The organism is Salinivibrio sp. MA351, from assembly GCF_001996065.1.
Taxonomy (GTDB): domain Bacteria; phylum Pseudomonadota; class Gammaproteobacteria; order Enterobacterales; family Vibrionaceae; genus Salinivibrio; species Salinivibrio costicola.
This window is the reverse complement of record NZ_MUFG01000017.1, coordinates 79,767-95,030: the sequence shown is the minus strand read 5'-3', so window position 1 is coordinate 95,030 and position 15,264 is coordinate 79,767. Positions and strand designations below refer to the sequence as shown.

Genomic DNA, 15,264 nt, shown 5'->3' with positions numbered 1-15,264 from the left:
TGATATATCAATACATAAAGTAATATTAAGTTACACATTAGGCGGTTTTTTGCGCACAAAAACCGCTAGCGAATGGCAAAGTAGTGGAATCTTGCCATGGTTAAAGAGCAGTGAAGCTTTTTACCGATTTGAATCAAATGCGTTAACGATGACACCTAGCCACAAATAGCGGAGTGCCACTTGTCTCAAAACCTTGCCACCGTCAGCCGTCGCGCGCTATTACCCGAGCGTATTGCAAGCCTTATTGATGCTCTATCTAGTGGGGTATACGAACGCGAGCACACTATCAAAATGTGTCTATTGGCCGCACTCGCGGGTGAAAGTGTGTTTTTACTCGGCCCGCCAGGCATTGCCAAAAGCTATATTGCGAAACGTTTGATAGAGGCGTTTGATAACAGCCAATTTTTTGAATATTTAATGACGCGCTTTTCGACACCGGAAGAAGTGTTTGGCCCGCTTTCGATTCAAGCGCTAAAAGATGAAGGCAAATACGTACGCCTAACCGACGGCTACCTACCCAATGCTGATGTGGTATTTTTGGATGAAATATGGAAAGCCGGACCTGCCATTCTTAACACTCTTTTAACCGTTGTGAATGAACGCACCTTTAAAAACGGTGAGCATGTTTATCCTGTCCCTATGCGGTTGTTAGTGACCGCGTCCAATGAACTGCCTGATCCCGATAGTGGCCTTGATGCGCTCTATGATCGCATGTTACTCCGCGTTTTCGTCAATCGTATCCAAGAGAAGAAAAACTTCAAACTGATGCTTACCGAGCCCAGCCAGGACGAAGTGGCGGTGGCCGATAAGTTGAAAATTAGCCATCAAGAATATCAGGATTGGCAGACCATTATTCCCACCTTGGGTCTGCCGGATGCGATATTCGAAAAACTCTACACACTAAAACAGCGGGTAGAAAATGCCGGCAGTGAACAATCACAATTCGACCCAAGTGAACTTTATGTGTCCGATCGCCGGTGGAAAAAGGCGGTGCGTTTGCTAAAAGCGGCCGCTTTTTTCAATGGTCGTGATGAAGTCGCCCCATTGGACTTATTGTTACTGGAAGACTGCCTATGGCATAGCCCAGAATCGCGTGATGTGGTGAAAACCGTGATGCAGGCATTTGCCAAAGAAGTTCTGTTCGATCAACAAGAAGTGCTTGCCTTGCTCGATGACGTCAAAGTGGCGTTAGAAGATATTGAGCAAGACACAGCTGAAGCGCTGACCTATCGACAAGACACGGCCAACGCTGGGCTCACGCGCAAAGCGATGATTGACTTGAGCCAGTCGCCTCGCTTCACGGTCAACCAAAGTCGAGATTTGGTTCGTTTTGTTCTACTTCGAGCCAACCCATCGGTTTCAGAGCAAGAAAAAGGTGACAGTCGTTGGGTGTATCTTGATGCGGCTGACATTGAGAAAAAGTTGAAAACAGGCAGCACAGACTTGTATGGCTATGTGAATAAAAATAATCACCTGTGCCGGCTCACTCTGGAGTGGGATGCGCAGCACGCCTTAGTCATCAAAGACATTGCTAATCGGCCGGTGCCTATGGCCCTGGTGGGCGTGAACGATCCGAGCGAGGAACAGCTGGCCACATGGACACAACAAACAGATCATGCGCTTGAACAATTGCAGCATGCGCAGTTTTTAATTCGTCGCGCGCGCAGTCAGCTCAATGCTGGGTTGCCCCATTTATTTGCGCAACCGGATCTGCTTGAAACCGCGTCAGCGAGTTTGGTCGACGTCGAACATGAGGTCAAAACGCAGATTAATAACCTAGAGCGCCAAGTTAATCGTTTAGCGCGCTTAGGTGAATTCTTCTCAGGAGCCAGTGATGCTGAGCGCTGAGAGCCTGAACATGGGGTTGATGCTCGCCGAGTCTGGGTTACTGGATGCGGCGATGACAGAGTTGATGTCTCATCCCCAGTTACTTGTGTTGACAGAACGAAGCCCAGCGATTAAGCGAGCAGTAAAAAAACAGCTTCACCGCTGGCGTGGGCAAACAAAGCGCAAACTGGTTCAACAAGGGTTGTCAGCCTCTCTGAAGCAAGAAATTCAATACTACGAGCAGGCCACCGAAAAAACCGCGCGCGCGTTTGAAAAAAACATTGATACTTTACTAAGCCAATTAAAATCTGTTTCTTCTTTCTATCCGCAGGCAGAAAGGCTCGCAGCCCATCAAGCTCAACATGCTGATCCTATGTTTCAGTCGTACTTTTGCAACAAATGGCACGCGCATTTAAAAGCGGAAATACAAAAAAACCAGTCCGACAGTGTTGAAGCACAAAAACAAAAATTACTCGACGATCTCTATCGCCGTATCTCGACCTATCAAAAAATGAATGGCGTGGATCAATCGGGTGATATCAGCAAAGTGGGGCGGCTATGGGATATGGCGGCCAGCTCGCTTTCCCAGCAAGACGTCACCTTACTTAAACGGTTTATTACTTTTTTAGAGAAAAACCCAGAGCTTCAGGCGATTGCCGAACAGTTAGGGCGAATGGCGAACCATGTTGATGCGCAAGGGCCCAGCGAGCAGCCGACGGAAACGCTAAAAACCGTGCCGGAAAAGCAAGTTGATGTCCCTGATGACATCACCGGCATCTGCCAAAGTGATCGTGTTGACCGTCTCTTACCCAATGAGGCGGTATTGCTGGCTGATCCTGCGCTCGAGGTTGTTTTTTATAAACAGCTTGTCGATAAACAACTGCTGAATTATCAAATGACGGGCCAAGCCCATCGCCGGAAAAAAGTAGAGACGTACGCACCCAGTCAATCCAAGCCAGAGCAAAAAAAGGGACCTTTTATCATAGCCATCGATGCTTCAGGCTCGATGAGTGGTTTTCCAGAGCAATGCGCTAAAGCGCTAGCGTATGTATTAATGCGGATTGCCGCGACCGAGCATCGTGATTGTTACGTGATGCTTTTTTCCACTGACCATATCAGCTATGAGCTGACCGGTGAGCGCGGTTTGCAAGAAGCGATGAGCTTTCTTTCATATCGGTTCCACGGCGGGACAGATATGGCACCTGTGATCGAAAAAGCGCTTAATCTGATGGCCGGTGAACGCTATCAAAACGCCGATCTAGTGGTGGTGTCGGACTTTATTGCTCCTAAGCAGTCCGAGACGATGATCGAAAAGATTGATGCATTGAAGTTAAAGCAAAACCGTTTCCATGCGGTAAGCTTATCCAAATATGGCAACCCTGAATTAATGGCCATGTTCGATCACTGTTGGCGTTACCAGCCCTCATTAGGAGGACGCCTGATTAATCAGTGGTGGCCGAGCAAAAATAAGTCATAGAAAATAGATGACTAGGCGCTTATATAACAGCAAGCGCCGTAGCAAGTTAACCGAGCAGCAAGCTGTCGTCGGCGAGGGTTTCGCCGCGCACTTTGTTGAACATGTCCAAAAGATGTGGCACGTCCATATTTTTGCGCTCATCACCATGGACATCTAGCACAATGTTACCTTGGTGTAGCATTACGGTTCGATCACCGCATGCCAGTGCGTCTTTCATCGAGTGCGTGACCATCATGGCAGTGAGGTTAAACTCATTGACGATAGTTTTGGTTAAATCAATCACGAACGCGGCCATGCGTGGATCCAGAGCGGCGGTGTGTTCATCGAGCAATAAAAGCTTGCTGTCTGACAGGGTGGCCATCACCAAACTTACGGCCTGACGCTGACCTCCAGACAGCAGACCAATGCTATCCCCTAGTCTATCTTCCAAACCTAACCCCAAAATCGCAATGCGCTCTTGGAACAATTTACGACGTTTACTCCCAAGCGCACGTGACCAACCGCGCCCTTTACCTCGCCGATAAGCCAGCGCTAAGTTTTCTTCGATGGTTAACGACGCGCAGGTACCCGCAAGTGGATCTTGAAATACGCGTGCGGCAAGGGTGGCGCGCTGATGCACAGCCTTCTTGGTCACATTAATATCGTCAATCATAACTTGGCCGCCAATCATCGGCGTTTCACCGGTGACGGCGCCCAGTAAGGTTGATTTGCCTGCGCCATTGGAACCAATGATGGTGACAAACTCGTTTTCGGGAATGGTTAAGCTTACGCCGCGCAGAGCACGGTTTTCGAGGACGGTCCCTGGATTAAACGTGACCTGAATATTGTTCAGCGAGATCATCCTGACACCTCCGCCTGTTTTGCGCGTTTGGACTTTTGATACTGTTGGCGCATTTTGGGAGCGATCAATGCCACGGCAACCAGCACCGCGGTAACCAAGTTGAGATCAGAGGCTTGAAGACCAAACATGCCACTCGATAGTGCAAAGCCGACGGCGAGGCGATATAAAATGGAACCCAGAATCACCGCCACAACGGCGATCCAGACTTTACGTCCGGGCAGTAATGTTTGTCCGAGGATCACGGCGGCGAGACCGACGACAATGGTCCCTACGCCAGAGGTCACATCGGCAAAACTATTGGTTTGCGCAAATAATGCACCGGCAAAGCCAACAAAGGCATTTGAAAGGGCGAGACCAAAATAGGTGTACATCGCCGTGCTGCCGCCTTGTGCTTGAACCATTCGCGCATTAACGCCCGTTGCGCGTAACCCCAAGCCAAAATCACTGGCTAATAAGCGGACCACGAGTAGCCCACTGATAATCACTAATACGCCCACGACTAAGGGACGCAAATAGACGGGGGCAATACCGAGTGATTCAAATGGCGTTAGAATAGTTTCCTCGCCGAGTAAGGCAATATTGGGTCGCCCCATAATACGAATGTTTACCGAAAATGCGGCAATCATGGTCAAAATACTGGCGAGCAAGTTGAGGATGCCGCACTTTACAGTGAGAAAAGCAGTGACTAATCCGGTGATGCCGCCAGCCAAAATCGCCATTGCGGTCGCAAACCATGGGTTGTAACCCGCCACGATCATAGTAGCGGCAACGGCGGCGCCCATCGGGAAACTGCCGTCAACCGTTAAATCAGGAAAATCGAGTACACGAAAAGTGAGATAGACACCTAGCGCAACCAAGCCATAAACTAGGCCGACTTCTAGGGTGCCGAAAAACGCAATTGCCGTCATTTACTACTCCTAGATTGAGCCTAACTACTCTACGATTCGTGAGGCGCGATCCAAGATAGAAGCTGGCACGTCGATCCCCAACTTGTCTGCAGCCGAACGGTTCACGGCTAAGTCAGACCCTTCCGCAACGTTGGCAGGCAGAGATGAAATCGGCTCGCCGTCTAAGATGGCCGCAACATAGTCCGCTGTTTGCACCCCGACGGAGTAATAATCAAAGCCAAGTGCAACGACCGCGCCATTGGGGATATAGGACGTCGATCCACCTAGAACAGGGGTATCTGCTGAGTTTGCAGCGGCCACTAAACCATCAATCGCACTGGCAACAGTATTGTCTGTTGGCGCATAGATAATATCGGATTGGGTGGCAACAACTTGCGCAGCAGATTGCACATCTGCGCTTTTCAATGCCGTGCCTTCGATCACTTTTATCCCGTGCTCTGCTGCCGCGTCTTTTAACAGATCAACCAATGTCACTGCATTCGCTTCACCGGGGTTATAAACCACTCCAATCGTCGACAGGTTGGGAAGCAGCTCTTTGGCCAGCGCCACATGCTGGGCAACAGGAGAAAGATCAGATAAGCCGGTGACGTTACCCGTTGGCGCAGCCATATCTTTCACTAATTTGGCGCCGATAGGATCTGTTACCGCCGTAAAAATGACGGGTACGTCGCGTGTTGCAGCAGCGAGCGCTTGCGCTGATGGTGTCGCGATACCGACTAAGACGTCAGGTTGTTCTCCAACATATTGACGCGCAATCTGCACCGCAATTGCTGGATTACCTTGCGCAGTTTGATATTTAAACGACAAGTTGTCCCCTTGGATATATCCTTTCTTCTCCAAGCCATCAAGCAGACCGTTGCGGGTCGCGTCAAGAGCGGGGTGCTCAACGATTTGGGATACGGCGACGCGAGCGGTCTCGGCAAATGCGAATGGTGCATGCCCCAGTGATAGGACCGCTGCACATACAACGGCAGCAATTTTCAGTGTTTTCATGGTGACTCCCTTCTTGTTACTCACACATCCTTGCGCAACCGCGACGATGCAGTTGCGATGTTGTCTATTTGTTATTGTTAGTCGAACAGCGTGCGATGGCACATTTCGTACACTTTTCTTAAACCTAGTCGATTTTTGCCAGAGATAACAGCGAACATCGACTAGTAAATTGATATTATTAATCTTGACAGTAGAGAATGTCACTTCTTTTTTGTGATTTCATCATGGTTATCAATAGACGTTATCGCCATATTTGTTAATATTATGTTCGTTTTTGTTCTGTGGTGACCTAAGACGACAAAATAAACAATTATCGTTCGGAGTGAATGCCACAGAGCGCGCTGTTTGTTATATCAAAAATAAGGAAATAAAATTTGGAGGCTCAAGGATGAAGCGTTTGGTTGCGGCGTTGGCGGTAGTGTCGCCAACGGCTTTTGCCGCTACAACAGGCGAGGGACTGGATCTCACCCAGTCATGGGTAGGGTATGTGTCTTTGGCAATCTTTGCGGTTGCTTACAGCCTAGTCATGTTGGAAGAAAAGCTCCACTTAAGAAAATCAAAGCCTGTATTGTTAGCCGCGGGGCTGATTTGGTTACTGATCGGGTTTGCATACTCACAATGGGGAAATATGGCACCGGCGCATGCCGCGCTTGAGCACAACTTGCTGGAGTACGCAGAGTTGTTGCTTTTCTTGCTGGTGGCAATGACCTATATCTCGGCGATGGAAGAGAGGCGCCTGTTTGATGGATTAAAGGCATGGATATTAAGTAAAGGCTATGACCTTAGAACCTTGTTTTGGATTACTGGGGTACTTTCTTTCTTCATCTCGCCGATTGCTGATAACCTCACAACCGCACTGCTGATGTGTACCATTGTGTTGAAAATTGGGGGCGACAATCCACGTTTTGTAAACCTCGCGTGTATCAATATTGTGGTTGCAGCGAACGCCGGCGGAGCGTTTAGTCCCTTTGGTGATATCACCACCTTAATGGTTTGGCAGGCGGGCAAGGTTACTTTCACCGAATTTGGTGCTTTGTTTATTCCATCTGTTGTGAACTACGTGATCCCAGCTTTTATCATGTCACGCTTTATTCCACGCACTCAGCCGGACGTGATGCAAGAATATGTCGAGTTAAAGCGTGGCGCTCGACGAATTATGGTGCTGTTTTTGCTCACGATTGCAACGGCAGTTGCCTTCCACGGCTTGATTCATTTCCCGCCGGTCATGGGCATGATGATGGGCCTCGCGTATTTGCAGTTCTTTGGTTTTTACCTGCGCCGAACGTTACCACGTTCTTTGGCGCGGAAACGGGCGATTGCTGAAGCCAAAAATGATGAAGCCGCGCTGAGTCGTCTCGGTTCAGTGGTCCCGTTTGATGTCTTTCGCCGTATTTCCCATGCAGAGTGGGACACACTGCTGTTCTTTTATGGTGTCGTGATGTGCGTGGGTGGCTTGAGTTTGATTGGTTATCTGTCGCTGGTGTCGAATGTGATGTATTTAGAATGGGATCCGATCTGGGCCAATACACTTGTCGGTGTGCTATCGGCGGTGGTAGACAACATTCCTGTTATGTTTGCGGTATTAACCATGAGCCCTGAGATGTCACACGGTAACTGGCTGTTAGTTACGTTAACAGCGGGTGTGGGGGGTAGCTTGTTGTCTCTTGGCTCTGCGGCCGGTGTCGCGCTGATGGGGCAAGCGCACGGTAAATATACTTTCTTTGGACACTTAAAATGGGCGCCGGTGATCATGTTGGGCTATATCGCAGCGATTGGTGTGCATTTAGTGCTCAATAGCCACTATTTCCATATTCAATAAGCCCGCGTTCTGTTCTAGAAAAACCTCGTTGTAAGCAAAAAACGCCGGTCTTAAACGACCGGCGTTTTTATCGTCGATAGAATGGGTGATTGAATGGCCGATACTACGCCGTCAATACAGGGACGCCGTTAATACAGGTACCAGGCCATCAACACAGGGTTAAACCACCATCGTGGGGCAATGTGCCCGCCCTGCCACACGGTGAGACACACTGCCAAGAAACATCCCGTCTTTATCGGAGTGCGTGCCATGTGCGCCCATGACAATCAAATCCACTTCTTTGCTTTTCGCAAACTTGATAATGGTTTTGGAAGGACGCCCGCCTTTGACAAACCCGCGCACACCTTCGCCGCCATTTTCAAGTGCGTGTTGCTTGGCTTGCTCGACAATGTTGCGGGCGTATTCGCTTAAGGTTTGATCTGGAATTTGTAATCGATCGGGGCGAACCATCGACAATGACGCCTCGAACAAGCTGTGATGTTTAAACACACACAATAAGTAGAGTTCAGCATGGGTGAGTTGCTGCAGCTCAATCGCTTTATCTAACGCATTTAATGCAGAATATGAGCCATCGACGGCTACCAGTATTCTTTTAAACATCAATTACTCCTGTTGTTTAGTTACCCAAACGCGATATCACGTAGGAATAACGCAATCTGCGGGAACATCACCAACAGCGCGGCTGATAGAAGCAGCATCGCGATAAAAGGCCCCGTTCCGCGGATAACTTCCCAATAGGGTTTTTTGAAAATGGCAATGGCCGTGAAAATGTCACAACCAAATGGCGGAGTGGCTGAGCCAATCGCTACTTGCAAGGTGATCACAATCCCAACATGGACAGGATCAAGACTAGTCGCTTCTATCGCAGGTGCAAATATGGGCGTTAATACCAAGATCACCACAATCGGATCAACGAACATACAAGCAACGAAAAAGGCGATAGAGATAGATGCCAAGACACCCATCGGCCCCATTTGGTTGATCCCCACGGCCTCGAGAATGGTTTGCGGAATTTGCGCGAATGAAATAATCCAAGAAAATCCATTACCGACGCCAACAAGAATAAAGACCACCGCGGTGATTAAGCCCGTTGACCGTGCAATGATGAACACGTCTTTACGGCTCAATGATCGGAATACGCCAAACTCAAGAATCATGGCATAAAGCACACACACGGCCGCTGCTTCGGTTGGACTAAAGACGCCGCCATAAATACCCCCAACAATGATGAGTGGGAACATCAGTGGCCATAATGCTTTGCGCGTCGCTGTGAGACGTTCGCTCCAACTGGCTTTGGGTTCCGTTGGTACTTTATTGACAGTGGCGTAATACAAACAGTAAAGCGAGAAGAAGGTGAGGATCATTAGGCCTGGGCCTATCCCGGCGATAAAGAGTTCAGCAATCGATGTTTCCGAGATCACGCCATAAATAATCATGCCTATACTGGGTGGGATCAAAAAGGCGATATCACTGGCATTGATGATTAAGGCAAGCGAAAACGAATCACTGTAGCCTGCTCGAAGCAATTTAGGGCGTAGGGCTGAGCCTACTGCGACAACAGTGGCTTGGGTAGAACCTGATACCGCACCAAATAAGGTACAAGAGGTCGCGGTGCTGATCGCTAAGCCACCACGAATATGGCCGATAAAGGTCATGACCATATCAATTAAGCGATTCGCTGATTGCCCCCGAGTCATAATATCAGCAGCAAGAATAAACATGGGCACAGCAATTAACGAGGCGGGCCGAATGCCGCCTAACACTTGCTGAATAAAGGTGTCCATTTGACCGACACCGCCAAACATCATGTAAAAACCGGTTAAGGCGGCAGCCGTAAGTGGGATCATCATCGGAAAGCCGAGCACGAGCAAGACAATCATGATGAGCATTAAAGTCATGGCCATAGTGGTTGGTGCCTATTTAAACTTCACTTTCAGTCTCAGCGTAACCGTCAAGCACGCCAGCGGAGAGATAAACATCGGGTGATGTGAGATTTTTATAAACAGTGAGTCCGTATTGAATACCGGTGATAGCAAACCCAAGCGGCACCCAAATATAGATCCACCAAATTTCAAAGCCGAGGGCAGGTAAAATACGGCCACGATCATAGACAGAGGCAATGTATTGATAAGAAAAATAGGCCAATACCAGCATGATCAGGCCGGTCACGAGCGCGATCGTAGTCATTAGAATTTTTCTGCCTGTGAATGGCAAGGTGTCATAAAGGGCAGACATCCGTATATGGCGGCCATGACGAGCGGCATAACCAATTCCTGCAAAGGTGATCAATATAATTAAAATGCGATTAATTTCGCCTGAAAAAAATAACCCTTGTCCAAAGCCAAAGCGTGCAATGACGTTGACACAGGTATTTAGGGCCATTAAGAGCACACCGGCAGCCAACATAAAGGATTCGATTTTACAAATCAGGGTATCCAGTTTGCCAAGGAGGCCAGGTAGCTCGGAGTGGTACTTGAGAGAGTCGGAATCGGTCATTGCGTATTCCTCAAATAAACAGGCACCGCGTGGGGCGGTGCCTGTACGACTGACAACTAGTTAGTAACGGCTTCCAAGTCTTTCTTAAACTGGTTAAGAAGTGCTTTACCGCTTTCACCGGTCATTTCATAGAAGGTTTCTTCCACTTGTGGTGCACGTGCTTTAAATTTCTCGATCTGTGCATCGGTCAAGCGTGTCACGGTCACCTCGTCACTTGCCGACTGAATTTTATCGAGCGATTTCTCTGCAAGACCACGGATGTGTTGAACCGTTTCGTTGAACGCATAATCAGCGGCATCACGGATCATTGCTTGATCATCAGAAGACAAACCATCAAAGAACTCTTTGTTCGCCATTGATGCAGTGGTGAACCAACCATGGTGTGTAAAGATTAAGTTAGGTGATACTTCGTACAAACCGCCTGATTCAATCCAGAAAATCGGGTTTTCTTGGCCTTGAATCATGTTGGTTTGTAGCGCGCCGTATACCTCACCCCACGGTAATGGCGTTGGCGTTGCACCAAACGCTTCGTAGGTAGATGACAGCAGTGGATTAGTCATCACACGAATTTTCTTCCCTTCCAGGTCTGCAGGTTCGGTGACAGGCTCGTCTGCCGTCATCACCATTTCACCTTCTGGATACATCTTGAGCAGTTCTAGACCTTGCTCTTCGTACAGCTCAGGGAAGTTTTCATTGACCGCTTTACTCTGGCGGAAGAACTCTACCACAGTGTCCATTTCCGTTGGCATCAGATAAGGGATAAAGAAGATTTGTGCTTCAGGAATTAACGAACCAGTAAAGCCGGGTGATTGGTTAACAAATTGCAAGATGCCCGCTTGGGTTTGCTCCATGATATCGTCAGACTCGCCGAGCTCGCCAAAGCGATAAATTTGCAATGAATGTTCTGAGTTATCTTCAATGTACTCCTTAAATTTGTGTGCATAGACGTCCTGCACGTCACCTTCGTACTCCTCGTGGGCATAACGCCAAGTGTCGGCATTGGCCATGGCTGAGAAGCCTAATGCGGCGGCAACGCATGAAATTGCAGTCAATTGCTTAAGGTGGCTATAAATGGACATCATGTCCCTCCGATATGTGGATTAGCTTTCAATCGTGGTGAACGAGAGTGTGATTAAGATCCTTTTCTCAGTGAGTGAGGTGGCAGTTCTCGCCTCTCTCTCCTATACCCGTAAAAGCATCTGCCAATGTTTTTACACAAATAACAGACAATACAAACAGCTTAACCATCAGAGGTGTAATTATTAAAGTCAGATGAATATCAACGTGTCAGTAGTGTGATACAGATCTCTTTTTTATGCTTTTTATGACGATAAACGCTGCTTTCTCTAATGTGTTTTTTCCACCAAAATGCGATCAAATCAGCGTTTTAAGGGGTGTTAGTGCGATAGCGATAGATAGCAATCAAAAGCAGTCGGGAATGACGAAACTGGATAGAGCTGGCATTAAAAAGGCCGGAGGAGTGAGATTTTTTCTATTTTATGTTTCCACCTCTAATGAATATGTGCTGATTTTTGTGCTAATCCTCATCTTTGCCGATATCATTGCCTGGGTTCCCTCCGTGTAAGTCGGCTCTGGTCGCCTTACAATTCTGGTTATCCAGCGGAAGAAATCCGGTATACTGAGCGGCTTTAATTTTACGAGACGCCCTGATGACCAAAAAAGCAGCAGCCCTTCATATATTGGTGAAAGACAAATCGCAAGCAACCTCTTTGCTAGACCAGCTTAGAAAAGGTGCAAACTTCCAAACGCTTGCGAAAAAGCACTCGCAATGTCCCTCGGGTAAGCGAGGCGGTGATCTAGGCGAATTTCGTCGCGGTGACATGGCACCACCTTTCGATAAAGCAGTATTCAGTGGCGAATTACTGCGTCCTCTTGGGCCGATAAAAACCAAATTCGGCTGGCATATCATTAAAGTGTTGTACCGTAGTGAATGATCAAAGCAAGATATAGTGGATTCAATTTGGTAAATGCTAGCGTTAACGATGCTAGTATGTGAGCCCGTGTGTCATTTTTCTTTAATTTCACACAATAGGATGGAGTGGCTGCCTGTGCTGTCGCCCGGGTTGGGTGTTGGTGCGGATACCAAGAACGGTGAAATGCAACCGGTTGTATAGCAATTATGATTGAACTTGACGCACCAACATTACTGGTTACTTCAACATTGGTTCAATGGCTTTTCGCTACTTTATTGCTAATGGAGCGGCGCCAGGAGCCTGGCATTGATGGGTGGGCTTTGTCTTTAGTCCTTCATGGCGTTGCTAATATGGTGCTTTACGCTCGCCCAATGGTTCCGCCCTTCTTTGGTATTATGTTTTATAATGCCTGCGTTATGACAGCGTTCTCCATTAGTCATTGGGCGATAGGGCGGATCTTTTCTCGGTGTGTTCCTTGGTGGCAGCTTGTCTTACCCGTCCTAGTTTCCGTTGTTTTAATGGCTTGGCACCTGGACGATATTGGTCAGCGTGTAGTTTTCTTTAGTTTGATTGTGGGTATTCAGCTTCTATTTGTCTCTGGAACCATTACCAAAAGTGAGAAAGATGGAGGGCTTAGGCTGAAACGTTGGTTAGCCATGATTGTGTGTGGTTTTGGTATCGCTTTTTTATCTCGCTCTTTACTTTCTTATTTCTACCCTCATCTGTTTACGCAGTTTCTAGGCACATCTTTACTACAAGCTGGCTTTATCATGGTGGGTATCGCTTACTTTGTAGTAAGTACGCTCGCTATTTTTTTATTCAAGTTGGAAAGACTTAATGAGAAGTTGCAGAGAGAAGCAACAAGGGACAGTTTAACTGGATTGCTTAATCGTAGAGCGTTTACGCAGAGGGCAAAAGCAGCATTGGCGGGCGATGACTATCCTATCAGCGTTCTTATGATCGATATTGATGATTTTAAGAAAATAAACGACTCATTCGGCCATTCTTTAGGTGACAAAGTGCTGGTTCATTGTGCTTGCATTTTTGAGCAGGTTATTGGTGATCAAGGTATCGTGGGTAGGCTTGGTGGTGAAGAGTTTGCGGTTATGCTGCCTCATTGTGGAACGGCAGAAGCGCAACTCTTGTGTCGTCAAATTTTAAGCAGGATAAGTAACAGTTACACGGAACACGACATGACTCTCTCCACGAGTATTGGAGTGACGGTCACAAAACAAGCACTGTGTATCGATCGCTTACTGACTCAAGCCGATGATGCGCTTTATCGCGCAAAGCATGAGGGAAAAAATACCTTTATGGTCTTTGAGCCCATGACGCGCACCCTACCAATCCCACAAGACGATTTACCAGCATCACACTGATAAAGCTTTTTTACCCACTACGCCTTGCTTATCATCCTTACACAACGAGCCAAAGGAGGAGGGCGGCGCGTGTATAGCGTTTATAATTTTGGCTATTGAATTAGCCATCAACAACGGGATCACAGTCGATGCCTAAACGCGATGAGAAGACAGATATGAACGGCTTACAAGACACCCAATCAATGGGAGCCAATGTTATCTTGCATGCTTTTGATTGGAAGTACGCGGATATTGCACAGCGCGCGGCGGAGATCAGCGCGCTAGGATATGGCTCGGTGCTGGTGTCCCCTCCGATGAAAAGCGAGCAAGATGAACGCTGGTGGCTAAGGTACCAGCCGCAAGATTATCGTGTAATTGAAAATGCGCTCGGAAACACCACGGATTTTAAAGCGATGGTTGCAGCGTTAAACCGTGTTGGTGTGTTTACGTACGTCGATGTGGTTTTCAATCATATGGCCAATGAGGCGCATGCCCGCACTGACTTGAATTATCCAAGCCAAACTGTGATGGCAACCTATCAAACCTATGAAGAACGCTATCGCGAACTGACATTATTTGGCGACTTATCTCAGCCACTGTTTACTGAGCAGGACTTCGTCGATGCGTTTGGCATACAAGATTGGAAAGACACCTGGCAAGTACAAAACGGGCGCATTAGTGGCGGACCTAGCGATCCGGGGTTGCCGACACTGCGGGTGTGTGATCATGTGATAGCGCAGCAACGTGCCTACCTTAAGGCGTTAAAAGTAATTGGCGTGAAAGGTTTTCGGATTGATGCGGCCAAGCACATGACCTTAGAGCACCTCAAACGCGTGTGGACCGATGATATTACCCATGATGCGCATATTTTTGGCGAAATCATCACAGACGGTGGCGCAAGCAAAGAAGAGTATGAACTCTTTCTGGCTCCCTATTTACAAGAAACATGTTTAGGTGCCTACGACTTTCCGCTGTTCTCAACGCTTTATCAGGCTTTTTCCAACCCAGGCAGCCTCAAATCCTTGATTGACCCTTACTGCTTTGGCCAAGCGTTATCACGAGGGCGTGCAATTACTTTTGCCATTACCCATGACATTCCCAACAATGATGTTTTCTTGGATTTGGTGATGGACGAAGCGAGCGAGTGGCTGGCTTACGCATATATCTTGGGGCGTGATGGTGGCGTGCCACTGATTTATACCGATCTTGATCCCAGTGGTATCAAAGGGGAAGACGGCCAACCACGCTGGCAAAATGCGTGGAAAGATCCAAAGATGGTGCAAATGATCGCCTTCCATAATTTGACCCATGGTGAGCCCATGCGTGTCTTAGAAGCGACCGATGATCGGTTGGTGATAAAGCGGGGCGAGGCAGGAATATTGGTGTTAAATAAATCACTCAATCCTCAATCACTCCCAGTGACGCTGGAAAATGATTGGACTGATCTGCTGACGGGCGTCACGGTCTCGAGCGGGCAACATATTGATGTTGCAGCCCAATCGGCGATGATGCTCGTGCCGACGTAATGCTGTTGCTAGCTGTTGCTCTTTGCACCTACGGTGGGTGTCGATGATTAAACCCCACACGGCTAAAACGCGGTAATTTGCTGTT

At 48.0% G+C, this 15,264-nt stretch carries 13 protein-coding genes; 6 read left to right on the top strand and 7 right to left on the bottom strand.

All coding sequences use genetic code 11. The annotated features are described in order from the left end of the window. Positions 1-180: 180 nt before the first annotated feature. Together BZG78_RS10360 and viaA are read left to right on the top strand one after the other, a co-directional pair. Positions 181-1,848 carry an ATPase RavA domain-containing protein gene (locus tag BZG78_RS10360; RefSeq protein ID WP_077576698.1) on the top strand — a complete coding sequence of 556 codons (1,668 nt, stop codon included), beginning with the start codon at positions 181-183 and terminating at the stop codon, positions 1,846-1,848. Continuing rightward, positions 1,835-3,304, top strand: a complete 1,470-nt coding sequence (gene viaA, locus BZG78_RS10355; protein WP_077661150.1) for an ATPase RavA stimulator ViaA — start codon at positions 1,835-1,837, stop codon at positions 3,302-3,304. Before BZG78_RS10360 ends, viaA begins: the two co-directional genes overlap by 14 nt. Positions 3,305-3,350: 46 nt before the next feature. Here the strand turns inward: viaA and BZG78_RS10350 are convergent, their stop codons facing one another. The 3 genes from BZG78_RS10350 to BZG78_RS10340 are packed head-to-tail and all read right to left on the bottom strand — an operon-like array spanning position 3,351 to position 6,046. Further along, entirely contained in the window at positions 3,351-4,145 is a 795-nt protein-coding gene (locus BZG78_RS10350) for an ABC transporter ATP-binding protein (RefSeq protein WP_077461405.1), read from the bottom strand. Then, the gene (locus BZG78_RS10345) at positions 4,142-5,053 is read right to left on the bottom strand and encodes an ABC transporter permease (protein ID WP_077661149.1); all 912 of its coding nucleotides are present in this window, start codon (positions 5,051-5,053) and stop codon (positions 4,142-4,144) included. The genes BZG78_RS10350 and BZG78_RS10345 overlap by 4 nt, the downstream gene beginning before the upstream one ends. 24 nt (positions 5,054-5,077) lie before the next feature. Further along, positions 5,078-6,046, bottom strand: a complete 969-nt coding sequence (locus BZG78_RS10340; protein ID WP_077661148.1) for an ABC transporter substrate-binding protein — start codon at positions 6,044-6,046, stop codon at positions 5,078-5,080. Between the two features lie 388 nt (positions 6,047-6,434). On the opposite strand from BZG78_RS10340, the gene nhaD reads away from it, so the two are divergent. Next, positions 6,435-7,865, top strand: a complete 1,431-nt coding sequence (gene nhaD / locus BZG78_RS10335) for a sodium:proton antiporter NhaD (protein ID WP_021024507.1) — start codon at positions 6,435-6,437, stop codon at positions 7,863-7,865. 159 nt (positions 7,866-8,024) lie between these two features. Here the strand turns inward: nhaD and BZG78_RS10330 are convergent, their stop codons facing one another. From BZG78_RS10330 to dctP, 4 genes are read right to left on the bottom strand one after another with little or no spacing between them, the layout of a single operon-like run. Beyond that, positions 8,025-8,465 carry a universal stress protein gene (locus tag BZG78_RS10330; RefSeq protein ID WP_077461402.1) on the bottom strand — a complete coding sequence of 147 codons (441 nt, stop codon included), beginning with the start codon at positions 8,463-8,465 and terminating at the stop codon, positions 8,025-8,027. A 20-nt stretch (positions 8,466-8,485) separates the two neighbouring features. Further along, entirely contained in the window at positions 8,486-9,769 is a 1,284-nt protein-coding gene (locus tag BZG78_RS10325) for a TRAP transporter large permease (protein WP_077661147.1), read from the bottom strand. A 16-nt stretch (positions 9,770-9,785) separates the two neighbouring features. Further along, positions 9,786-10,361, bottom strand: a complete 576-nt coding sequence (locus BZG78_RS10320; RefSeq protein ID WP_021024504.1) for a TRAP transporter small permease — start codon at positions 10,359-10,361, stop codon at positions 9,786-9,788. Positions 10,362-10,417: 56 nt separating this feature from the next. Next, complete coding sequence (gene dctP / locus BZG78_RS10315) at positions 10,418-11,443, bottom strand: TRAP transporter substrate-binding protein DctP (RefSeq protein ID WP_198532339.1); 1,026 nt, start codon at positions 11,441-11,443, stop codon at positions 10,418-10,420. A gap of 588 nt (positions 11,444-12,031) precedes the next feature. Here dctP and ppiC point away from each other — a divergent pair. From ppiC to BZG78_RS10295, 3 genes are all read left to right on the top strand, one after another. After that, positions 12,032-12,316, top strand: a complete 285-nt coding sequence (gene ppiC / locus BZG78_RS10305) for a peptidylprolyl isomerase PpiC (RefSeq protein WP_077661145.1) — start codon at positions 12,032-12,034, stop codon at positions 12,314-12,316. Positions 12,317-12,501: 185 nt separating this feature from the next. Next, positions 12,502-13,674 (top strand): GGDEF domain-containing protein, encoded by a 1,173-nt coding sequence (locus BZG78_RS10300; RefSeq protein ID WP_077661144.1) that lies wholly within the window; start codon positions 12,502-12,504, stop codon positions 13,672-13,674. Positions 13,675-13,829: 155 nt separating this feature from the next. Further along, positions 13,830-15,179, top strand: coding sequence for an alpha-amylase family protein (locus BZG78_RS10295; RefSeq protein ID WP_077661143.1), 1,350 nt, complete (start codon positions 13,830-13,832; stop codon positions 15,177-15,179). Positions 15,180-15,264: the final 85 nt, after the last annotated feature.

Coding starts and splice junctions, on each gene's coding strand:
- nhaD (WP_021024507.1), top strand. CDS start 6,435: ATGAAGCGTTTGGTTGCGGCGTTGGCGGTAGTGTCGCCAACGGCTTTT.
- BZG78_RS10350 (WP_077461405.1), bottom strand. CDS start 4,145: ATGATCTCGCTGAACAATATTCAGGTCACGTTTAATCCAGGGACCGTC.
- dctP (WP_198532339.1), bottom strand. CDS start 11,443: ATGATGTCCATTTATAGCCACCTTAAGCAATTGACTGCAATTTCATGC.
- BZG78_RS10300 (WP_077661144.1), top strand. CDS start 12,502: ATGATTGAACTTGACGCACCAACATTACTGGTTACTTCAACATTGGTT.
- BZG78_RS10320 (WP_021024504.1), bottom strand. CDS start 10,361: ATGACCGATTCCGACTCTCTCAAGTACCACTCCGAGCTACCTGGCCTC.
- BZG78_RS10330 (WP_077461402.1), bottom strand. CDS start 8,465: ATGTTTAAAAGAATACTGGTAGCCGTCGATGGCTCATATTCTGCATTA.
- ppiC (WP_077661145.1), top strand. CDS start 12,032: ATGACCAAAAAAGCAGCAGCCCTTCATATATTGGTGAAAGACAAATCG.
- BZG78_RS10325 (WP_077661147.1), bottom strand. CDS start 9,769: ATGGCCATGACTTTAATGCTCATCATGATTGTCTTGCTCGTGCTCGGC.
- BZG78_RS10345 (WP_077661149.1), bottom strand. CDS start 5,053: ATGACGGCAATTGCGTTTTTCGGCACCCTAGAAGTCGGCCTAGTTTAT.
- BZG78_RS10340 (WP_077661148.1), bottom strand. CDS start 6,046: ATGAAAACACTGAAAATTGCTGCCGTTGTATGTGCAGCGGTCCTATCA.
- viaA (WP_077661150.1), top strand. CDS start 1,835: ATGCTGAGCGCTGAGAGCCTGAACATGGGGTTGATGCTCGCCGAGTCT.
- BZG78_RS10295 (WP_077661143.1), top strand. CDS start 13,830: ATGAACGGCTTACAAGACACCCAATCAATGGGAGCCAATGTTATCTTG.